Origin of the sequence: Qipengyuania sp. (genome assembly GCF_048550555.1) — a bacterium.
GTDB lineage: Bacteria > Pseudomonadota > Alphaproteobacteria > Sphingomonadales > Sphingomonadaceae > Qipengyuania.
The window spans coordinates 1-21,291 of the sequence record NZ_JBLYYF010000025.1 but is presented as its reverse complement, the minus strand read 5'-3'; the positions used below and the strand labels follow the sequence as shown (position 1 = coordinate 21,291).

Below are 21,291 nucleotides of genomic sequence, written 5' to 3'. Positions count from 1 at the left end.
CCTATCTAGCCTTCCTGTGCCGGGAGGGACCGGCGCCAATTCAGGATTGAACAGATTCCCATGGCATCACGCGCCGATAATCTCGCGAGCAATATCAGCCTCGCAAACTTCTCCAAGGCCACCGAGCTCAAGAACCGCATCTGGTTCACCATCGGCGCCCTGATTGTTTTCCGCTTCCTCAGCTTCGTTCCGCTGCCCGGCGTGAACCCGCTGATCCTGAGCGATCTCTACAATCAGACCCGGGGTGGTATCCTCGACCTGTTCAACACCTTCTCGGGCGGCAGCCTTGAGCGCATGAGTCTCATCGCGCTCGGCGTCATGCCCTATATTACCGCCTCGATCGTGGTGCAGCTCGCCGCGGCCCTGCATCCCTCGCTGGCTGCGCTCAAGAAAGAGGGCACCGTCGGGCGGCAGAAGCTCAACCAGTACACCCGCTACGGCACCGTCTTCCTCTGCGCCATCCAGGGCTGGTTCCTCGCCTCGGGCCTCGAAAGCTACGGTGCGCAGAGCGGCCTGCAGGCGGTTGTCGATCCGGGCATCATGTTCCGCATCGGCGCGGTCATCAGCCTCGTCGGCGGGACCATGTTCCTGCTCTGGCTCGGCGAACAGATCACCAGCCGCGGGATCGGCAACGGCGTTTCGCTGATCATCATGGCCGGCATCGTCGCCCAGTTCCCGACCTTCGCCTCGAACATGGGTTCGGGCTACGCCGAAGGCTCGATCAGCACCGGCGTGGTCGTCGGCTTCATCGTGATGGTCGTGCTGCTGATCCTCGGCATCTGTTACATGGAACGTGCCCAGCGCCGCCTGCTGATCCAGTATCCCAAGCGCGCCACGCAGCGCGGCATGATGCAGGCCGATCGCTCGCACCTGCCGCTCAAGCTCAACACCGCCGGCGTGATCCCGCCGATCTTCGCCAGCTCGCTGCTGCTGCTGCCGCTGACCATCACCCAGTTCGCGGGCAATTCGGTCGATACCGAAAGCACCGTGGGCGGCGGGCTGCAGACGGTGTTGCAATATCTCCAGCACGGCCAGCCGCTCTACATGGCGCTCTATGCCGCGGGCATCATCTTCTTCAGCTTCTTCTACACCGCCATCGTCTTCAATCCGGAGGAAACGGCGGAAAACCTGAAGAAGAACGGTGGCTTCATCCCGGGCATCCGCCCGGGCAAGCGCACCGAGGAATATCTCGATTACGTGCTGACCCGCATCACCGTGATCGGTGCGCTCTATCTGACGATCGTCTGCGTCATTCCCGAATGGGGCATTGCGCAGACCGGCGTTCCGCTGTTCCTCGGCGGCACCAGCCTGCTCATCGTGGTGAATGTGACGGTCGACACGATCAGCCAGATCCAGTCGCATCTGCTCGCCCACCAGTATGGCGACCTGATCAAGAAAGCGAAGTTGAAGGGACGCCTGCGTTAAGGCACAGCACGGGCGAAGGGGACTTTACGCAATGGATATCATCCTCCTGGGCCCTCCGGGCGCTGGCAAGGGAACGCAGGCCCAGCGCCTCGTCGAGCACCACGGCATGCGCCAACTGTCGACCGGCGACATGCTGCGCGAAACGCGCAAGGCCGACAGCGAGCTGGGCCGCAAGGTCGCCGACATCATGGATTCGGGCGGCCTCGTCTCGGACGAGATCGTTTCGGCGATGATCGACGCCAAGCTCGCCGAGATGGGCCCCGAAGTGGGCGCGATCTTCGACGGCTACCCGCGTACCGCGGCGCAGGCCGAACAGCTCGACGCGATCCTCGCCAGGCACGGCCGCAAGCTCGACCATGTGATCGAACTCGAGGTCGACGAGGACGCGCTCGTCGAGCGGATCACCGGCCGCTACACCTGCGCCAAGTGCGGCGAGGGCTATCACAACGTCTTCAAGCAGCCTGCGGTTGCCGGCGTGTGCGACAAGTGCGGCTCGACCGAGTTCAAGCGCCGTCCCGACGACAATGAGGAGACCGTGCGCACCCGCATGCAGGAATATCGCGGCAAGACTGCGCCGATCCTGCCGGGCTACGAAGGGCGCGGAATCGTCAGCCGGGTGGACGGCATGGCCTCGATCGAGGACGTGACCCACGCGATCGACGCGATCCTGACGCGTTGAGGCGCCACGCAGCTTCCAAAGCCCGTCGACATCGCCTAGGACCTCTCTCCACCAAGGGGAGAGAGGAACCATGCGCCTAGCCGTCACCGTCCTGAGTGCTGCCGCGCTCGCGGCCGCGACGCCGTTGTCGGCCAAGGTTGCGGAGTCGAGCGCCACCGGCTTTTCGACGCAGGACATGGCCGATGTCGCCGCCACGCCGATGGAGACCTGGTTGGCGCTGATCCGGCCTGGCGCCTGGTGGACCGACGCGCATACCTGGTCGGGCGATGCTGGCAACATGAGCCTGACCCCACAGGCGGGCGGCTGCTTCTGCGAACGCGTGCCGGGTGAGGATCGCCCGGACGGTTTCTCGCTCGACGGCAGCGTCCAGCACATGACGGTGATCCAGGCCTATCCGCTCAAGGCCCTGCGCATGCGCGGCGGGCTTGGGCCGCTGCAGGGCGAGCCCGCCACCGGCGTGCTGACGATCTCGCTCGAGGAGATCAAAGGCGGCACGAGGATTCGCTGGGAATATGTCGTCGGCGGCTACATGCGTTATGAGGTTCCGACGATCGCCAAGGCGGTCGATGGCGTGATGAGCCAGCAGCTCGCGTCGCTGCGCGACCACCTCGGCGCCCTGGCGGGCGAAGCGACACCCGATAGGGGGTCGGACGAGCGCGAGGCAGGAGAAGAGCCGAGCATCGAATCGCAGATCGACGCCTTGCAGGATACCGAATAGCACAGACTGAAGAGCGCCCGGGACAAGGGCGCCGGGGTCGTGATGGTCAACTGGCCCGCAAGGGTACGAGGGGAATTGCGACATGGCATCCGTTTACGACAGGCACGTGGACCTTCCGACCTTCATGGAGGGGGTGAAGAAGCGCAATCCGGGGCAGGACGAGTTCGTCCAGGCGGTCCAGGAAGTGGCGCAGGACGTGTTCGACTTCATCGAAGACAAGGAAGAATACCACGAGGCGCAGATCCTGCGCCGGATCGTCGAGCCCGACCGGATCGTCAGCTTCCGCGTGTGCTGGGAGGACGACAATCACTGCGTCCGTGTCCAGCGCGGTTGGCGGGTGCAGAACAACAATGCGATCGGGCCCTACAAAGGCGGCATCCGCTTTCATCCCAGCGTCAACGAAAGCGTGCTCAAGTTCCTCGCCTTCGAGCAGACCTTCAAGAATTCGCTCACCGGCCTGCCGATGGGCGGCGGCAAGGGCGGGGCCAATTTCAATCCCAAGGGCAAGAGCGACAGCGAGGTGATGCGCTTCTGCCAGAGCTTCATGACCGAACTCTATCGCCACATCGGGCCCGACACCGACGTGCCTGCGGGAGACATCGGCGTCGGCGCGCGCGAGATCGGCTACATGTTTGGCCAGTACAAGCGGATCACCAATCGCTGGGAAGGCGTGCTGACGGGCAAGGGGACCGAATATGGCGGCTCCAAGATGCGGCCCGAGGCGACCGGCTACGGCGCGGTCTATTTCCTGCGCAACATGCTCCAGCATCAGGAGCAGGACGTCGAGGGCAAGACCGCGGTGGTCTCGGGATCGGGCAATGTCGCGACGCATGCGGCGGAGAAGATCGTCCAGCTCGGCGGCAAGGTGGTGACACTGTCCGACAGCGGTGGCTTCATCCACGATCCCGACTGCATCGACCAGGAGAAGATCGACTGGGTCAAGGCGCTCAAGAACGAACGGCGCGGGCGGATCAGCGAATATGCCGACCATTTCGCCGGTGCCAGCTTTCACGAAGGCAAGCGCCCGTGGAACGTGCCCTGCGACGTGGCGCTGCCCTGTGCGACGCAGAACGAGCTCAACGAAGCCGAGGCGCGCGAGCTGGTCGGCAACGGCTGCACGGCGGTGGCCGAAGGTGCCAACATGCCGACCACGCTCGATGGCGTGAAGGTCTTCCACGATGCCGGGATCCTGTACGGCCCGGGCAAGGCCGCCAATGCCGGAGGGGTGGCGGTCTCGGGCCTTGAGATGAGCCAGAATTCCGAGCGGATCAGCTGGAACCACGAACGGCTCGGCCAGATGCTGACCGAGTTGATGGAGGGCATCCACGAGAAGTGCGTCGAATATGGCGAGAAGGGCGGCCATGTCGACTACGTGCGAGGGGCCAATATCGCGGGCTTCAAGAAGGTCGCCGATGCCATGCTCGCCTTCGGAGTCATGTGAGGGCTTTGACGTTTCCGACGCTCTGCGCTACAAGATGACCAGCGACTGGCGGTCGCCGCTACGGCGGCTCCGTCGTTTTGCGTGCGCTGGACGGTTGACGCGTCCCGCGAATCCGCCTAAGCGCGCGGTTCATTCGACATTGCGGTGAGTCCGGCAGGCGGCAGCCTATGTGCGCCATCCGGGCTTTTTGCGTTAGGCAAGTCCCGCCAGTGCCGGTGAATTGAGCGATGAGATAGGGGATCCCGACTGTTCGGCCCCTGTGGAGCATGGAGATTTAAGTGGCTCGTATTGCCGGGGTAAACATCCCCACCAACAAGCGCGTGATCATCGCGCTCACCTATATTCACGGAATCGGTCGGACCAAGGCCGTCGAGATCGCCGACAAGCTCGGCATCGATCACAAGACCCGCGTCCAGGAGCTCACCGACGAAGAGCTGCTGCGCGTCCGTGAAACGATCGACTCCGATTTCACCGTGGAAGGCGACCTTCGCCGCGAAACCGCGATGAACATCAAGCGCCTGATGGATCTGCGCTCGTATCGCGGCCTGCGTCACCGTGCCGGTCTGCCCGTACGTGGCCAGCGCACTCACACCAACGCCCGTACCCGCAAGGGCAAGGCCAAGCCGATCGCCGGCAAGAAGAAGTAAGCTTCGGTTTCGACCGAACGCTTTTCCCTTCTTGAGAATATAGAGGAAACTACACCATGGCACGCGAACCCGGCCGTATCCGGCGCAAGGACAAGAAGAACATTTCTTCTGGCGTTGCGCACATCAACGCCAGCTTCAACAATACCATGATCACCATCACCGACGCGCAGGGCAATGCGATCAGCTGGTCCAGCGCCGGCATGATGGGCTTCAAGGGCAGCCGCAAGTCGACTCCCTATGCCGCACAGGTCGCCGCCGACGACGCGGGCCGCAAGGCCGCCGAACACGGCGTGCGCACCCTCGAAGTCGAAGTGAAGGGCCCGGGCTCGGGTCGCGAGAGCGCGCTGCGCGGTCTGGCGGCGGTGGGCTTCACCATCACCTCGATCCGCGACGTGACGCCGATCCCGCACAACGGGGTCCGTCCTTCCAAACGTCGCCGCGTCTGATCCGTACCTGCCTGGCGGCTCGCTAGCGGGCCGCCGACACTCCTCACGGACCGGACGCTCTCGTCGAAGAGCTCCGGTCCTGCCCGCATCCGAACCAGGGGATTTTCATGTCCGTCAACATCAAGAACTGGCAGGAACTCAAGAAACCCAATATCCTTGATATCAAGGATTCCGGCGACAAGGCGCGCAAGGCGACCTTCGTGGCCGAACCGCTCGAACGTGGCTTCGGCCTGACGCTCGGCAACGCGCTGCGTCGAGTGCTGCTCAGCTCGCTCCAGGGCGCCGCGATTACCTCGATCAAGATCGAGAACGTGCTCCACGAATTCAGCTCGCTCGCCGGCGTGCGCGAGGACGTGACCGACATCGTTCTCAACGTGAAGCAGATCGCGCTCAAGATGGAAGGCGAGGGCATGAAGCGCCTGCAGCTTTCCGCCACCGGTCCGGCCGAAGTGAAGGCCGGCGACATCGCCGTTTCGGGCGACATCGAGGTGATGAACAAGGATCTCGTGATCTGCCACCTCGACGAAGGCGCGACGCTCAACATGGAGCTCACCGCCGACACCGGTAAGGGCTATCGCCCGGCCGTGATGAACCGTCCGGCCGATGCGCCGATCGGCCTCATCCCCGTCGACAGCCTGTATTCGCCGGTTCGCCAGGTGAGCTACAAGGTCGAGAACGCCCGCGTCGGGCAGGAACTCGACTACGACAAGCTCTCGCTGACCGTCGAAACCGACGGCACCGTCACCCCGGAAGACGCCGTGGCCTATGCCGCGCGCATCCTCCAGGACCAGCTGACGCTGTTCGTCCACTTCGAAGACGGCATCCCGCAGCCCACCTCGGCCATGATCGGCCAGGCCGCGGAACCGCAGGAAAGCGACACCAACCAGCTCAACCGCTACCTCCTCAAGAAGGTCGACGAGCTTGAGCTGTCGGTGCGTTCGGCGAACTGCCTCAAGAACGACAACATCATCTACATCGGCGACCTGGTCCAGAAGACCGAGGCCGAGATGCTCCGCACGCCGAACTTCGGCCGCAAGTCGCTCAACGAGATCAAGGAAGTCCTTTCCTCGATGGGCCTGCGCCTCGGCATGGACATCCCCGGCTGGCCGCCCGAGAACATCGAGGAAATGGCCAAGAAGCTCGAACAGGAGCTGCTGGGTTAAGACCTCGCATGGGGATTGGGCCGGACCCCTTATTCCGGCCCGTACCGGGCTACCTGGAACGGGCCCCTTACGAACGAAGGACAAGTTGAAATGCGTCACAAGATTTCCGGCCGCAAGCTGCAGCGCAAGACGGGCCACCGCAACGCGATGTTCCGCAACATGGCTGCCGCGCTGATCAAGCACGAGCAGATCATGACCACGCTGCCCAAGGCGAAGGAAATGCGCCCGTACATCGAAAAGCTGATCACGCTGGCAAAGCGCGGCGGCCTGTCGAACCGTCGCCTCGCGCAGAGCCGCCTGCAGGACGAAACGCAGCTCAAGAAGCTGTTCGACATCCTTGCCGAGCGTTATTCGGACCGTGAAGGCGGCTACACCCGCATCATCAAGGCCGGCTACCGGGGCAGCGACGCCGCCCAGATGGCGATCATCGAATTCGTCGACCGCGACGTCGATGCCAAGGGCCAGGATTCGGGTCCGGTGATGACCGAGGAAGAATTCGAAGACGCCTGAGCCTCTCGATGGAAACAAGCGGGGCCGGGAGGGAAACCTTCCGGCCCTTTTGTTTTGCGCTGGGCGCGCGGCATGCCACAAGGCGCGCATGATCAGACATGCCTTCGCAGCCGTCGCGCTGCTCGCCGCCGCCCCCCTTGCCGCCCAGTCCACCACGCAGGACCAGCTCGACGACCGCTACGACCGCGCCCTTGCGGCAGGCTACAAGGCGCTGTTCCTGTGCAGCGCGATCGCCAATGCCGAACGGATTGGAGCAACGAGAACGCCGGAAAGTGTCATGCGGTGGGAGTTGAGTGGCATCCAGGCGCCGCTTGACGAGATCGTAGGGGAATTGCCTTACGCCATCGAGCGTTCGCCTGATGGCCCTGTTTCCTATGTTTCTGTCACCTTCGACAATGCCGGTTCGGTGCGCTATGCTGTGCACGACCCGAATAAGGGATGTTCGCTTCGTCCGATATCCTACTCCGCTGCGGCCGCAGTAGCGGAAGAGGCTGCTGCCGCGGCGAAATCAGGTGGCGATGACGACGCTGGCCGGAAGTCCTTCGCGGTGGTCATCGATTCCCAGGGGAAATCGCCGGTCGCGCATGTCTCACCTTTGGGTGCTGTTTTCACGGATGCATTTGCAGACAGCTATGGACCAGGAACCCGTACGACAGTTGTCTTGGTAAGGCGCGACGGCGAGACGTGGGAACGGTATCCAGCAGAGTGGGAAGGCGTTCCCCAGCGAACGTGGTCGGTTGCGAAGAGCATCGCAGCTACCTTGGTAGGCGCTGCCGTACAGCGCGGCGACGCTGATGTGGCGACATCCGCAGGTCTCGGCGGGGGGGCTTTGCCGGACCCGCGCGACGAGATCACCATCGACAACCTCCTGCGCATGGCGTCGGGCCGCTATTCCGACACCCCGGGCAACCGCACCGACCCGCTCTATTTCGGCGGTTCGACGGTCGCGGAGACGGCGCTGCACTGGCCGCTCGTGAACCAGCCGGGCACGGTCTACCGCTATGCCAACAACGATACGCTCGCGGCGGTGAAGGCGATCGGGGCCTCGCTGGAGGATCACCCGCCCGCCGAATTGTTCGCCCAGCTCGGAATGCGCGACACCGTCGCCGAGACCGACTGGCGCGGCGATTACATCCTGTCGAGCCAGGTCTGGTCGACCGCGCGCGACCTGGCGAAGCTCGGCCAGCTCTATCTCGACGACGGCGTCCTGCCCGACGGCACGCGCATCCTGCCCGAGAATTGGGTGGACTATGTCGCGACCCCTTCGGGGCCGCAGCCCGACGGCCCCTTCGGCTATGGCGCAGGCTTCTGGCTGCTCAACAAATCGGATGGTGTCCCTGCCGACACTTTCGCCGCCATGGGCAATCGCGGGCAGTTCATCGTCATCGTGCCCAGCCTGAACGTGGTGATCGTGCGCCGGGGCGAGGATCCAACCGGTTCACGCTTCGACATCGCCGCATTCACACGCGATGTGCTTGAATCGTTGGGAAAATAGACATTCAGAAAAGTGGTCATTTAACTGAACAACTGCTGTAAGCGGGGTTCAGCGTCATCTCAGTGCGACTCCTCTAGAACCCTATCCAGAGCCGGGGCAGTCCCGCCGCGGCCCCGATGAGGAGGACCTCGAGATGAAACTTTTGACCAAGACGTTCGCGAAGGGTGGGATCGCAACGGCAGCCGTCGGCGCAATGGCGCTGGCAGGCGCCACTCCCGCCCAGGCCCGCGACCGCCACGACGACGGAATTTCGGTCGGCGACGTGATCGCCGGCGCAGTAATCATCGGCGGCATCGCCGCCATCGCCAGCGCGGCGGGCAACGATCGCGACTATGACCGCGACGGCCGCTACTATCGCGATGGCCGCTACTATCGCAACGGCAACGACTATCGTCGCAACGCCTATGCCTATCGCGGCAACCCGCGCGCCGCCGTGCAGCAGTGCATCAACGCCGCCCGGAACGACGCGCGCCGCTATGGCTATCGCTACGCTCAGGTGACCGACATCCGCGATGTCGACGACAAGCGCTACGGCTGGCGGGTCAAGGGCCGGATGGTCGTCGATGGCAACTATCGCGGCGGACGTTACGACCGCAACGGCTATCGTGACCGCGACAATCGCTACCAGCGCTGGAACGACCGCGACAGCGGCAGCTTCACCTGCGATATCCAGCGTGGCCGGGTGACCGATCTCGATTTCCACGGGATCCGCGGCCTGCGTTGATCGCTTCCGCAAGGAGTAGAATGGGCGGTTCAGCTATCATTTAGCCTGGACCGCCTATTTTCATGCAATCGACAATTGCGGGCCTTGGTGGAGGCTCGCTCAGAGGGGTACCGGACCATGCCGTCCATCAAGCAGCTTTCCACCGCGCCGGCACTGCTGGCGCTCGTCTCGCTCATCGCCGTTCCGGCGCAGGCTGCCGAACTGCCGCGCCCTGCCGCACCGACCGCAGCGCGCGTCGCCGTCGCCTGGGCGCCGGGCGACGATGTCGCATACGATCACCGCTATTATCGTTACCGCCGCCACCGTGGCGTGAGTGCCGGCGACGTTCTCGCCGGGGTTCTCATTCTCGGCGGGATTGCCGCCGTGGCAAGCGCGGCCAAGGGGACGCGCGACCGTTACCCCGGCGATGCACGCTATCCCGAACCGCGCCGGGGCGACTATCGCCATGACGACGGTCGCTATGACGAAGGCCGCGGGATCGACCGCGCCGTCTCGATGTGCGTCGACGAGATCGAGCGCAATGCACGGGTCGAAACGGTCGATGCGGTCAACCGCAATGCCGACGGTTGGAGCGTCAGCGGTTCGCTCTACGACGGGCAGGGCTTCACCTGTTCGATCGGCGAAGACGGTCGTATCGAGGCACTGGATTACGGGCAGGGCACGAGCGGCTATTCGGGTGCCGATGCCGGCTATGGCGCCGATCAGGACCGTCAGTACGACGATGACTATTATGCGGCCGCCCGCGCCCGCGCCGATGGTGCGCAGCCAGACTATCCCGGTGGGCCGCTCCCCGGCGAGGACGAGGGAGAGGTCGACGCCGATCTCGAAGTCGGCACCGGCTACCAGGGCCGCTCGATCTAGTCCCGCTCGTAGGCCGGTAGCGCCAGGTTCCATTTGATCGCGGCGAGGCGCAGGCCGAACCCTGCGCCCGTCGCGGCCAGCCACGCCCATTCGCGCTGGAGCCCGGCGAGGTCGCCCAGCACGGTGACGCTCGCCGAAAGCGCTGCCGCGGTGACGTAGAGCTCGGGCCGCATGAGGATCGAGGGGCGCCCGGCGATGACGTCGCGGATGATCCCGCCCACGCATCCGGTGATCACCCCCATCAGCATGGCCGGGGTCGGCGGGAGCCCGTATTCGAGCGCCTTGGCCGAACCGAGCACGGCATAGGCTGCGAGGCCGAGGCCGTCGGCGATCGAGAGGAACCGCCGTCCCTCCCACCAGCGGGTCGGAGTGAACCAGGCGAACAGGGCCATGGCGAGGCAGATCGCCGCCACCCAGGCGTCGTGAATCCAGAATACCGGGGCGCCGATCAACAGGTCGCGCACGGTACCCCCTCCGACACCGGTCATCAGCGCGAAGAAGGCGAGCGTGACGAAGGTCTGGCGCTCCTTGGCCGCGACCAACGCGCCGGTCAGCGCGAATATCGCCACGCCGGCGAGGTCGAGCCAGTCGAGCACGGGGGTGAAGACTTCGGCGTTCACTTCGGTACCACGCGCGCCTTGCGGCGGCGGAACATGAGAACGCAGCCGAGCAGCGCGCCGATGACCGACAGCAGGGCGAAGACGATGAGGATCGGGTGATGCGTGTCCTCACGCGTCTGCAGATCCATGATGTGCAGGCCCCAGACGAAATCGAAGACCCGCCACCAGCGCGTGCGCACCGCTTCGATCCGGCCGGTGTCGGCCCCGACATAGACGTGGGTTCCGTCTTCCAGTGCCACCTGCCAGACGGGCATGGCACGGCGGAAATCGAACGGGACGGCGTCGGCGTCGAAGCGTGTGCTGCTGACGACCTTGTCGCCACCGTTGATGCCCTCGGCGACGATCAGGCGCGCTTCGACTTCGGAAAGCGGCCCCATGGCGCTGCCATCGGGCCGGAAGCGGGCGTTGGTACCGTCCATATAGGCGATGCGCGTCACCGTCTCGCCGCGTTCGACCTGCGTGGTGACCGATCGGACGGGCCTGGTGCTTTCGGAAGGCAGCGAAACCGCAATCTGGGTATCGGCGGGCAGGGCGCGCTCGGGCACCTCAATGCGCAGGTGGTTGCCGCGCACCTCCTCGATCGGCTTGGCGACCATGACGAGACCGGTGACTGTCCACATCAGCACCGGAAAGCCGACCAGCCAGCCCAGCCAGATATGCCACTTCGCGAAGCGTCCCATCGTGCGCTGCTGGGCCATTTTACCTTGCGAACCTCTATCCGTGCAGAATGAGCCCGATCGCCTCCGCCGCGGCAATGCAATCGAGGTCCGCCCACCTGCGCGATATGACCTGCATCCCGCAAGGCAGGCCGTCGGTTTCGCCCACAGGAACGACGGTGGATGGAAGGTTCGGATAGGTCGCCAGGCCCGCCCAGGCGAGGCCGTCGGCGAAGGCGCTGTCCTTGCCGTTGATCGTGATCCGACGCTCGCCGATGGGCGTCGCGTCGTGTTCGAAGGCGAGGAACGGCAGCGGCGGGGCGAGCACGAAGTCGTAGGTTTCGAACAGCGCCTGCCAGGCATATTCGCAGCGCGCCTGCCGGTCGAGCAGCAGGTAATAGTCGGCCAGCGCCATCGCCGTGCCGTCGGGGGCCGGGCGTCCGCGCGCCATCGCGACATTGAGCAGGCGGAGATAATCCTCCTGCTGTTGGATCAGGTCGGGCACCAGCTCGCTGCCGCGATCGACCGTCGCCCCCGACGCCGCAATCGCCTCTAGCGCGGCCTCGATGGGATTGCGCACGGCAGCGTCGACCTCGCTCAGCGGATGGTCGAGCAGCGCGAGGAAGCGGCATTGCTCGATCGGCTTGTCGCGGGACGTCATCTTGTGTGTGGAGGTGACTTCGAGCAGCAGGCGCAGGTCGGCGGCGGAGCGCGCGAGGGGGCCGACCACCGAGAGCGGCCCGTCATGGACGTCGCGGCCTCCGGCCATCGGATGGGTGTGTCCGCGCCGGCTGACGAGGCCGAAGCTGGTCTTGTGGCCGAAGATCCCGTTGAAATGCGCCGGGTTGCGGATCGAACTGCCGATGTCGCTGCCGTATTCGCACGGGACCATGCCGCTTGCGACGGCCGCCGCGCTACCGCCGGAAGAGCCGCCGGCGACGCGGGTGTGATCGTGCGGATTGTTGGTCCTGCCATAGAGCGGATTGTTGCTCTGCAGATCGGCGAGATCGGGCGGAACATTGGTCTTCCCCAGGATGATCGCCCCTGCCGCCTTGAGCTTCTGCACGACGTCTGCGTCTTTCTCGGCGATATTGTCGGCAAACCGCTCGTGCCCGAAGGTTGTCGGCAGGCCCGCGACGTTGAAGCTTTCCTTGACCGTCATCGGCACGCCGAACAGCGGCTGGTCGCCCTGGGGGCCGCGCTCGGTCATGGCGTGTGCGGTCTCCAGTGCGCGGTCGAAATCGGTCACGACAACCGCGTTGATGTGCGCGTCGAGGTGCTCGATCCGCGCCATCGCCGCCTCGACCGCCTCGATCGGCGAGATTTCGCCGCTTGCGATCTGCGCCGCGGTCTCGATGGCACCGGGTTTGTCGGTCAGTCTCGGATAGGCCATGCGTGTTCCCCCTTGGTGGCAATGTCGGCCATGCCCGCGCCGCGGTCAATCGCGCACTTGCGCGGGACACATCACCGCCGCATGGCGTTTCACCAGCACGATAAGAGAATTTTCGGAGGACCCTTCATGCGCCGCGCCATCCTGCCCCTTTTGCTCGTCAGCACCGCCTGTGCCCCGATCGCCAGCGAGACCGATATCGCCTCGACCGAGGCCCCGCCGCCGGCGCAGGACAGTTACGATCTGGCGGCGCAATACGCCAAGCTGGCCCGGATCGAGATGGCGCCCGACACTTCCTATCTCAGCGAGGAGGAGCGCGATGTCGTCAACCTGCTGATCCAGGCCAGCGGCTATATGGACGAAATCTACCTGCGTCAGCGCTTCGCCGCCAATCCGCAGATCCGCAGCGCGATCGAACGCAGCCGCCGCGGCGACCGCGACCTGCTGCTGACAATGTTCGACCGCTATTACGGCGCGTGGGACGACCTCGAGGAATTCCACCCCTTCTGGGGGAGCGACCCGTTGCCCGAGGGGGCGGGCTTCTATCCCACCGACCTGACGCGCGAGGAATTCGACGCCTATCTCGCGGCGCATCCCGACCAGAAGGGCGCGCTGCTGAGCCCCTACACGGTGGTCAAGCGCGAGGGCGACCGGCTGGTAGCGGTGCCCTATTCGGTCGAATATCGCGAGTTCCTCGTGCCCGCCGCGCGGCTGCTCGAACAGGCGGCGCAGCGCACGAGCAACCCCAGCCTCAGGAAGTTCCTCTCGCTGCGCGCGGCGAGCTTCCTGACCGACGACTATTACGAGAGCGAGATGGCGTGGATGGACCTCGCCGACACGCCCATCGAGGTCGCGATCGGCCCCTACGAGGTCTATACCGACCGGCTCTACGGCACGAAGACCGCCTTCGAAAGCTTCGTCACCCTGCGCAATCCGGAAGAGAGCGCGGCGCTGGCGAAATACAAGCACTACCTGCGCGACATGGAGGGCAACCTTCCGATCGAGGACCGCTACAAGAACTTCCAGCGCGGCTTCGAAAGCCCGATCGCGGTGGCCGATCAGATCCACGGCGGCGGCGACAATGTCCCCGGCGTGCAGACCATCGCCTTCAACCTGCCCAACGACGAGCGCGTGCGCGAGGCCAAGGGCGCGAAGAAGGTCATCCTCGCCAATGTGCTGGGCGCGAAATACGAGCGCATCCTCGATCCCATCGGCGACGTCGTCCTCAAGCAGGAGCAGGCGGCGCTGGTGGCGAAGAAGTATATGGAACTCGAGACGCTGTTCCACGAGCTGTCGCACAGCCTCGGGCCGGGCACGATCACCGTCGACGGCCGCGAGACGACGGTCAATGAGGAGCTCAAGGAGCAGTATTCGGCGCTCGAGGAGAGCAAGGCCGACGTCATGGGCGTGTGGAATATCCTCTACATGATGGAGAAGGGCGAGATCCCCGCGGCCGAGAAGCAGCAGCTCTACGCGACCTATTTCGCGGGGATCTTCCGCGCGATGCGCTTCGGTATCGACGAAGCGCACGGCAAGGGCGCGGCGCTGCAATACGGCTACCTCAAGGAGAAGGGCGCCTTCACCTGGGACGCTTCGGCCAATCGCTATGTCGTCGACTACGCGAAGATGGAAGGCGGCCTCAAGGACCTGCTGCACGACCAGCTGATGCTGCAAACCAATGGCGATTACGATGGCACCAAGGCCTTTTTCGTCCGCTACGCCAAGCTCGACGACTGGGCGCGCGGGCGCTTCGCGGCGATGGAAGACATCCCGGTCGACATCCAGCCGGTCTATCCCGACGAGGTCTGACGACGGGCGGGGGGCGGAGATTGTCTCCGCCCTTTCCGCCTATTCGCGAAGGGCGCGCGTTTCGTTGCCGTTCTGGTTGAGCGTGAGCGATTCGATCGCGCCCGACGAGTCGCGGTTGAAGACGATCTGCGCATCCACGACCTTCAGGAAGAACCGGTCCTCGCCTTCGGCAAAGACGCGAAACGCGTCCTGCCCGGTAGCCTGGGCCAACAACGCCCCGTCTTCGACGCGGAAGGCGATCTTGAATTGGTCCGATACCGCATAGGTGCCGGCGTATTCGGCCAGCCTGTCGGCCGGCAGGTCGATCGCGGCGCGCTCTGCAGTCAGCTTCACGTCACCTCCGCGCGCGAGCTTGACGAGCGATTGCCCAAGCGCATTTGCGGCGCCGCCATTGAGGTTCGACAGGACTACGACGCTGATGGCGCGATCGGGATCGTGGCCGAGCCAGGCATTGAAACCTTCTATTCCTCCGCCGTGCCAGATCAGCGTGCCTTCTTCGTTGTCCGTCCGGATCAGGCCGAGCGCGTAGGTGGAGGCCTGCATGGCATCGACCCCCGGCGCCGTCATGGCGGCGAGGCTCTCCTTCGTGAGGATTTTTCCGCCGAACAGTCCGCGCTGCCATTTGAGCAGGTCCCCCGTCGTCGAATAGAGCGCGCCGGCGCCTTGCGGGATGCCCATATCGACATAGTCGGCATTGACGATGCCGTCCTTGGAGGGCGCATAGCCTTCCGCACGGCGCGGAATGATCGCGCTGGTCACATCCATGCCGGTGTCGGTCATGCCCAAGGGCGCGAAGATGTTCTCCTCGACGAAATCGCCATAGGGCTTGCCGGTCACCTCCTCGATGATCGCCGAGAGCAGCAGGTAACCCGAATTCGAATAGCTCCATTTCTCGCCGGGGGCGAAGTCGAGCTTCTTGTCCGAGAAGCGCGCGATCAGCGCAGCGCGGGTGGTCGGCAGGTATTTCCAGGTGCCGAAATCGTCGAAATCGGTGAGGTTGGGGATGCCCGACGTATGCTGGAGCAGGTGCCGCAGGGTGATCGCATTCCAGCTCGCCGGGCTGTCGGCGAGGTAGGTGCGAACCGGCCGATCGATATCGAGCTGGCCGCGTTCCTGCAGCAGCAGGATCGAGGCGGCGGTGAACTGCTTGGTGACCGATCCGATGCGGAACTTGGTGTCGCTGGTGTTGGCGATGCCCCATTCGAGATCGGCCGAGCCATAGGCCTTGTCGAGCAGCACGTCGTCGCCGATCGCGACGAGCGCGGCACCCATATATGTCTTCTCGGCGGCCGACGCGGAAACGACCTCGTCCATCCGCGATGCGTCCTGGGCGATCGCGGCGGTGCCCGCGAACAGCAGCGCCATCGGTGAAAAGGCCAGCGCGGCCCGGCGGAAAACGGTCATGGATCCTCCCTGTGTATTATTTCTATAATACAGCATCGGGGCGACTGTTCAACCGCGACGGTTCCCGGCTCGGGTCGCCGGTCGATTGCCACCCATCGCCAGTCCGATGGCGACGCCGTAGCCTAGGATCGGCGCAGCTCCGTAGCCGATGAGCACGCTGGGGTAATTGGAAACCAGCGCGGCGAGCGAGAAACCGAACAGGCTGCCCGCCAGCGCATGGCGGACGGGCTTCGGTGCCGCGATGGCATGCGCCATCAGGAAGAAGCTCGCGAGGAGGGCAAGCGCGAGCGCAAGCGCGGCAAGCGGAATGTCCATCGCGAGATGCACCAGGATACGTTCGACATAGGGCTGGGCGGGCAATTCGCCGCGGAGCCCCGCCACCATGCTGGCGAAGAAGGCGATCCCCGCGACGGGGACGAGCCGCCAGTCGCGCGTCGCATCGTAGAGCCCGACCGCGGCGAGCATCACCGCGAGACCGAGCGCGGCGTCGGGCTGGAGCGAGGCGGCGAGCAGCGCGGCGAGCAGGATCGGCGGGGCGTAGTCCTCGTCGCGCGCCGCGAGCACGGCGATCGCGGGAAAAAGCAGCGCGCCCGAATGGAGGATGAAGCCGCCGAGCGGCAGCCACCGGGCCACGCCGTTAAGCGAGGGACCGCTGGCGAGCGGAACGAACAGCACGGCAAGGAGCGCGACCACGAGCACGCGCCTTGCCCTTTCACTCTCGATGCCGCGCAGGACGAGGATCGCCGCGATCGCGAGAAGCGCGGCCAGTCCGTTGATGACGAAATAGGCCCGGGGTGCGCCGGCGAGCGCGAGGTAGGCAATACCCGCCAGAACGGGAAGCGCGAGCGACAGGATCGAAATCCCGCGCCCGCGCATCTATCGGGCCATGCAATCGGTGATGGGGCCCGTGGGTTTCATCATGTCAGATGTGGATCGGTTTGCCCTGGACCGCCATCGCCGCTTCTTTGATCGCCTCGGAATGCGTCGGATGGGCGTGGCAGGTATAGGCGATATCCTCGCTCGTGGCGCCGAATTCCATCGCCTGCGCGGCCTGCGCGATCATCGTGCCGGCGACGCTGGCGATCGCCCAGACGCCGAGCACGCGGTCGGTTTCCGCATCGGCGATGACCTTCACGAAGCCGTCGGGCTCGTGATTGGTCTTGGCGCGGCTGTTGGCCATCATCGGGAACTTGCCGACCTTGACCTTGGCCTTGTCGCCCAGCTTCTCGATCGCCTCTTCCTGCGTCAGGCCGACACCGGCGAATTCGGGCCAGGTGTAGACCACGCCGGGGATGACATCGTGGTTCACGATGCCGGTCTGCCCGGCGATGTTCTCGGCGCAGGCGATGCCTTCGTCCTCGGCCTTGTGCGCGAGCATCGGGCCGGGGACGACGTCGCCGATCGCCCACACGCCCCCAACCTCTGTGGCGACCTTGGTGCGGAAATCGTGGTCGGTTTCGATCTGGCCGCGCTTATTGAGCTCCAGCCCGATGTTCTCAAGGCCGAGGCCGTCGGTATTCGGCCGCCGCCCGATCGAGACCAGCACGCAATCGGCTTCCAGCGTTTCCTGGTCGCCGCCCGCCGCGGGTTCGAGCGTCAGCGTCGCCTTCTTGCCCTTGACGGTGCAACCGGTGACCTTGGTCGACAGGCGCAGTTCCATGCCCTGCTTCTTGAAGATCTTGGCCGCTTCCTTGCGGACATCATCGTCCATGCCGGGCAACAGCTTGTCGAGATATTCGACCACGATCACTTCGGCGCCCAGACGGCGCCACACCGAACCCAGTTCGAGCCCGATCACGCCGCCGCCGATGACAACCATCTTCTTCGGGACCGAAGCGAGTTCGAGCGCACCGGTCGAATCGACCACCACCTGCTTGTCGTTGTCGACCTCGACATTGGGCAGCGGGGTGACCGATGATCCGGTGGCGATGATCACGTTTTTGGCGGTGACCGTCTCGTCGCCGACCTTGACGGTGTGCGCGTCCTGGAAGGTGGCGTGACCCTTCTTCCAGTCGACCTTGTTCTTCTTGAACAGGAACTCGATCCCGCCGGTGAGGCCCTTCACCGCATCGCGGCGCTGCGCGTGCATCTGGTCGAGGTTGAGCTTCGGCGTCACCTCGATACCGAGTTCCTTCATCGCGCCGTTCTTGGCCGCGTCGAAATACTCGGATGCGTGCAGCATCGCCTTGGAGGGAATGCAGCCCACGTTGAGGCAGGTCCCGCCCAGCGTCTCGCGGCTTTCGGCGCAGGCGGTCTTGAGCCCCAGCTGCGCTGCGCGGATCGCGGCAACATAGCCACCTGGGCCAGCGCCGATGACGAGGACGTCGTAGTCGTATTCAGCCATTTTGGCCTCCGTTCCGCGTGGCCTTCGACAAGCTCGGGCCGAGCGGTTCTGGGTTCAAAGCGTCAACGCACATCATCCGCTCATCCTGAGCCTGTCGAAGGATCATGTGCGACGTTGGAGTCAAAGGTCGATCAGCATCCGGGTCGGATCCTCGATCGCTTCCTTGATGATCTTGAGTGCGGTCACGGCCTCGCGGCCGTCGATCAGGCGGTGATCGTAGGAGAGGGCGATATACATCATCGGGCGGATGACGATCTCGCCGTTCACCACCACCGGGCGGTCCTCGATCCGGTGGAGGCCGAGCACGGCGCTCTGCGGCGGATTGATGATCGGGGTCGACATGAGCGAGCCGAACACGCCGCCGTTGGAGATGGTGAAGGTGCCGCCCTTCATGTCGTCCATCGTCAGCGTGCCGTCCTTGGCGCGCTTGCCGAAATCGGCGATGTCCTTTTCGATCCGCGCGAAGCCCTTGTCCTGCGCGTCGCGGATGACCGGGACGACGAGGCCGTTGGGCGCCGAGACGGCGACCGAGATGTCGACATAGTCGTGATAGACGATCTCGTCGCCCTCGATATAGGCGTTGACCGCGGGCACGTCCTTCAGCGCGAGACACGCGGCCTTGGCGAAAAAGCCCATGAAACCAAGCCGGATGTCGTGCTTCTTGGCGAACAGGTCCTTGTACTTGTTGCGTGCCTCGATCACCGCCGACATGTCGACGTCGTTGAAGGTGGTCAGCAGCGCGGCATTGTCCTGCGCGCCCTTGAGCCGCTTGGCGATGGTCTGGCGCATGCGCGTCATCTTGACGCGCTCCTCGCGGCGTTCGCCGCCGTCGGAGGCGGGGGCCGAGGATGCTGCGGGTGCGGATGCCCCGCCACCCGACTTCTTCGCTTCGGCAGCGGCGATCACGTCTTCCTTGGTCAGGCGCCCGTCCTTGCCGGTGCCCTTGATGGTCGAAGGATCGACGCCGTGTTCGAGCACGGCGCGGCGCACGGCGGGCGACAGCGTCTGCGAGGCGTCGGCCGAAGCACTCGCTTCCTTGGCCTGCGCGGGGGCAGCCTTCTCGACGCCCGCGTCGGGCGCGGCGGCCTTGGGCGCGTCTTCGCCCGAGGACTTCGCCGGAGCGGCGCCTTCCTCGATCACCGCGATGACCGCGTCGACCTCGACCGTGTCGCCGACGCCGACCTTGAATTCCTTGATCACGCCGGCGACGGGCGAGGGCGCTTCGACCGCGACCTTGTCGGTCTCGAGGCTGATGATCGGCTCGTCGACGGCGACGGCATCGCCGACATTCTTGAGCAATTCGCCGACGGTCGCTTCGGTGACCGATTCACCCAGCGTGGGAACCTTGACTTCGGTGGTCATAACTTCGTTTTCCCGGATTACTTGCAGTCACTGCGGACGTTCGGCGCGTGGCCATTCAGCCCGAGCGCGATGTTGACGAGGGCCTCCTGCTGCACCTGGTGGCGGCTGGCATAGCCGGTGGCGGGCGAGGCGGCGACTTCGCGGCCCGCATAGCAGGGACGCATGCCGGTCTTGCCCGCTGCCTCGGCGGCTTCCTCGATCGCGCGATCGACGAAGAACCAGGCGCCGTTGTTCTTGGGCTCTTCCTGACACCAGACGATCTGCTCGAGATTGGTCATCCGCTTCAGGCGCGCCGCGAGCGGTTCGCCGGGGAAGGGGTAGAGCTGTTCGATGCGGACCACCGAAACATCCTCGAGCTCCGCTTCGTCGCGGCGCTGCATCAGGTCGTAGGCGACCTTGCCGCTGCAAAGCACGAGGCGCTTCACCTTCTCGTCGGCGATTTCCTTCATGTCGGACTTGATCCGCATGAAGTGATGATCGCCCATGAATTCCTTCGCCTCCGACTTCGCCAGCGGGTGGCGCAGCAGGCTCTTCGGGGTCATGATGACCAGCGGCTTGCGGAAGCTGCGCAGCATCTGGCGGCGCAACACGTGGAAATAGTTCGCCGGCGTGGTGATGTTGCACACGCACATGTTGTCGTTGGCGGACAGCTGCAGGAAGCGTTCGAGACGCGCCGAGCTGTGCTCGGGACCCTGGCCCTCGAAGCCGTGCGGCAGCAGCAGCACCAGCCCGTTCGCGCGCAGCCACTTGACCTCGCCCGCGGCGATGAACTGGTCGATCATGATCTGCGCGCCGTTGGCGAAGTCGCCGAACTGCGCTTCCCACAGCACCAGCGTCTTCGGGTCAGCCATGGCGAAGCCGTATTCGAAGCCGAGCACGCCATATTCGGACAGCGGGCTGTCGTAGACCTCGAACTTGCCGTGCGGCAACGTGGTCAGCGGGATGTACTTGTGCTCGTCCTTCTGGTCGACCCATACGGCGTGGCGCTGGCTGAAGGTGCCGCGGCCCGAATCCTGGCCCGACAGGCGTACGCCGAAGCCTTCGGTGACGAGGCTGCCGAAAGCGAGCGCCTCGGCGGTGGCCCAGTCGAAGCCTTCGCCGCTGTCGAACATGTCGCTCTTGGCCTTGAGCACGCGGCCCAGCGTCTTGTGGATTGTCAAATCGTCGGGGACGGCGGTGAGCGTGCGGCCGAGGCTGTCGAACAGCTTCTTCTCGATCGCGGTTTCGACATTGCGGCGCGCGGTCTCGGGATCGGCGGGCTTGTTCATGCCCGACCAGCGTCCGCCGAACCAGTCGGCCTGGTCGGGCTTGTAGTCCTTCGCAGCCGCGAATTCCTTTTCGAGCAGGTCGGTGAATTCGGCGCAGAGCCCGTCGGCATAGCCGGCCTCGATCACACCCTCTTCCTGGAGGCGCGCCGAGTAGATCTCGCTCACCTTGGGGTGCTTGCGAATCTCGTCATACATCAGCGGCTGGGTGAACTTGGGCTCGTCGCCCTCGTTGTGGCCGAAGCGGCGATAGCACCACATGTCGATCACGATGTCGCGGCCGAAGGTCTGGCGGTATTCGACCGCCAGCTTGCAGGCGAAGGTCACCGCTT

At 64.8% G+C, this 21,291-nt stretch carries 20 protein-coding genes; 12 read left to right on the top strand and 8 right to left on the bottom strand.

Annotated elements, in window-relative coordinates:
• Positions 1 to 60 precede the first annotated feature (60 nt).
• The 11 genes from secY (at position 61) to ACN4E0_RS06120 (ending at position 10,109) form a co-directional block, all read left to right on the top strand.
• Positions 61 to 1,425, top strand: a complete 1,365-nt coding sequence (gene secY / locus ACN4E0_RS06170) for a preprotein translocase subunit SecY (protein ID WP_419566620.1) — start codon at positions 61 to 63, stop codon at positions 1,423 to 1,425.
• A 31-nt stretch (positions 1,426 to 1,456) separates the two neighbouring features.
• The gene (locus ACN4E0_RS06165) at positions 1,457 to 2,104 is read left to right on the top strand and encodes an adenylate kinase (RefSeq protein WP_419566618.1); all 648 of its coding nucleotides are present in this window, start codon (positions 1,457 to 1,459) and stop codon (positions 2,102 to 2,104) included.
• 70 nt (positions 2,105 to 2,174) lie between these two features.
• Positions 2,175 to 2,822: an SRPBCC family protein gene (locus ACN4E0_RS06160; protein ID WP_419566617.1), complete on the top strand. Its 648-nt coding sequence runs from the start codon at positions 2,175 to 2,177 to the stop codon at positions 2,820 to 2,822.
• An 82-nt stretch (positions 2,823 to 2,904) separates the two neighbouring features.
• Positions 2,905 to 4,263: an NADP-specific glutamate dehydrogenase gene (gdhA, locus tag ACN4E0_RS06155; protein WP_419566616.1), complete on the top strand. Its 1,359-nt coding sequence runs from the start codon at positions 2,905 to 2,907 to the stop codon at positions 4,261 to 4,263.
• Between the two features lie 278 nt (positions 4,264 to 4,541).
• The gene (gene rpsM / locus ACN4E0_RS06150; protein WP_419566614.1) at positions 4,542 to 4,910 is read left to right on the top strand and encodes a 30S ribosomal protein S13; all 369 of its coding nucleotides are present in this window, start codon (positions 4,542 to 4,544) and stop codon (positions 4,908 to 4,910) included.
• Between the two features lie 56 nt (positions 4,911 to 4,966).
• Positions 4,967 to 5,356: a 30S ribosomal protein S11 gene (gene rpsK / locus ACN4E0_RS06145; RefSeq protein ID WP_419566613.1), complete on the top strand. Its 390-nt coding sequence runs from the start codon at positions 4,967 to 4,969 to the stop codon at positions 5,354 to 5,356.
• Between the two features lie 107 nt (positions 5,357 to 5,463).
• The gene (locus tag ACN4E0_RS06140; RefSeq protein ID WP_419566611.1) at positions 5,464 to 6,519 is read left to right on the top strand and encodes a DNA-directed RNA polymerase subunit alpha; all 1,056 of its coding nucleotides are present in this window, start codon (positions 5,464 to 5,466) and stop codon (positions 6,517 to 6,519) included.
• A 90-nt stretch (positions 6,520 to 6,609) separates the two neighbouring features.
• On the top strand, positions 6,610 to 7,029 hold the full coding sequence (gene rplQ / locus ACN4E0_RS06135) for a 50S ribosomal protein L17 (protein ID WP_419566610.1): 420 nt from the start codon (positions 6,610 to 6,612) through the stop codon (positions 7,027 to 7,029).
• Between the two features lie 88 nt (positions 7,030 to 7,117).
• Positions 7,118 to 8,524, top strand: a complete 1,407-nt coding sequence (locus ACN4E0_RS06130; protein ID WP_419566608.1) for a serine hydrolase domain-containing protein — start codon at positions 7,118 to 7,120, stop codon at positions 8,522 to 8,524.
• 133 nt (positions 8,525 to 8,657) lie between these two features.
• Complete coding sequence (locus tag ACN4E0_RS06125; RefSeq protein WP_419566607.1) at positions 8,658 to 9,248, top strand: hypothetical protein; 591 nt, start codon at positions 8,658 to 8,660, stop codon at positions 9,246 to 9,248.
• Between the two features lie 117 nt (positions 9,249 to 9,365).
• Complete coding sequence (locus ACN4E0_RS06120; protein ID WP_419566606.1) at positions 9,366 to 10,109, top strand: hypothetical protein; 744 nt, start codon at positions 9,366 to 9,368, stop codon at positions 10,107 to 10,109.
• Here ACN4E0_RS06120 and ACN4E0_RS06115 read toward each other — a convergent pair.
• From ACN4E0_RS06115 to ACN4E0_RS06105, 3 genes are read right to left on the bottom strand one after another with little or no spacing between them, the layout of a single operon-like run.
• Positions 10,106 to 10,729 (bottom strand): trimeric intracellular cation channel family protein, encoded by a 624-nt coding sequence (locus ACN4E0_RS06115; RefSeq protein WP_419566605.1) that lies wholly within the window; start codon positions 10,727 to 10,729, stop codon positions 10,106 to 10,108. The two genes, ACN4E0_RS06120 and ACN4E0_RS06115, sit on opposite strands and share 4 nt — an antisense overlap.
• Positions 10,726 to 11,427, bottom strand: coding sequence for a PepSY domain-containing protein (locus ACN4E0_RS06110; RefSeq protein ID WP_419566604.1), 702 nt, complete (start codon positions 11,425 to 11,427; stop codon positions 10,726 to 10,728). The genes ACN4E0_RS06115 and ACN4E0_RS06110 overlap by 4 nt, the downstream gene beginning before the upstream one ends.
• 16 nt (positions 11,428 to 11,443) lie before the next feature.
• A complete protein-coding gene (locus tag ACN4E0_RS06105) occupies positions 11,444 to 12,778 on the bottom strand; it encodes an amidase family protein (protein WP_419566602.1) in 1,335 nt (444 codons plus the stop codon).
• Positions 12,779 to 12,904: 126 nt separating this feature from the next.
• Here ACN4E0_RS06105 and ACN4E0_RS06100 point away from each other — a divergent pair, with 126 nt between their 5' ends.
• Positions 12,905 to 14,584, top strand: coding sequence for a dipeptidyl-peptidase 3 family protein (locus ACN4E0_RS06100; protein WP_419566600.1), 1,680 nt, complete (start codon positions 12,905 to 12,907; stop codon positions 14,582 to 14,584).
• A 39-nt stretch (positions 14,585 to 14,623) separates the two neighbouring features.
• Here the strand turns inward: ACN4E0_RS06100 and ACN4E0_RS06095 are convergent, their stop codons facing one another.
• The 5 genes from ACN4E0_RS06095 to ACN4E0_RS06075 all read right to left on the bottom strand — a co-directional run.
• Positions 14,624 to 15,988 carry a serine hydrolase gene (locus tag ACN4E0_RS06095; RefSeq protein WP_419566598.1) on the bottom strand — a complete coding sequence of 455 codons (1,365 nt, stop codon included), beginning with the start codon at positions 15,986 to 15,988 and terminating at the stop codon, positions 14,624 to 14,626.
• A gap of 48 nt (positions 15,989 to 16,036) precedes the next feature.
• Entirely contained in the window at positions 16,037 to 16,864 is an 828-nt protein-coding gene (locus tag ACN4E0_RS06090; protein WP_419566597.1) for a hypothetical protein, read from the bottom strand.
• A 46-nt stretch (positions 16,865 to 16,910) separates the two neighbouring features.
• Positions 16,911 to 18,332: a dihydrolipoyl dehydrogenase gene (gene lpdA, locus ACN4E0_RS06085; protein ID WP_419566596.1), complete on the bottom strand. Its 1,422-nt coding sequence runs from the start codon at positions 18,330 to 18,332 to the stop codon at positions 16,911 to 16,913.
• Positions 18,333 to 18,452: 120 nt separating this feature from the next.
• A complete protein-coding gene (gene odhB, locus ACN4E0_RS06080; protein WP_419566595.1) occupies positions 18,453 to 19,694 on the bottom strand; it encodes a 2-oxoglutarate dehydrogenase complex dihydrolipoyllysine-residue succinyltransferase in 1,242 nt (413 codons plus the stop codon).
• Positions 19,695 to 19,711: 17 nt separating this feature from the next.
• Positions 19,712 to 21,291, bottom strand: a 1,580-nt coding sequence (locus ACN4E0_RS06075) for a thiamine pyrophosphate-dependent enzyme (RefSeq protein ID WP_419566594.1), incomplete at its 5' end; no start/stop codon positions are given.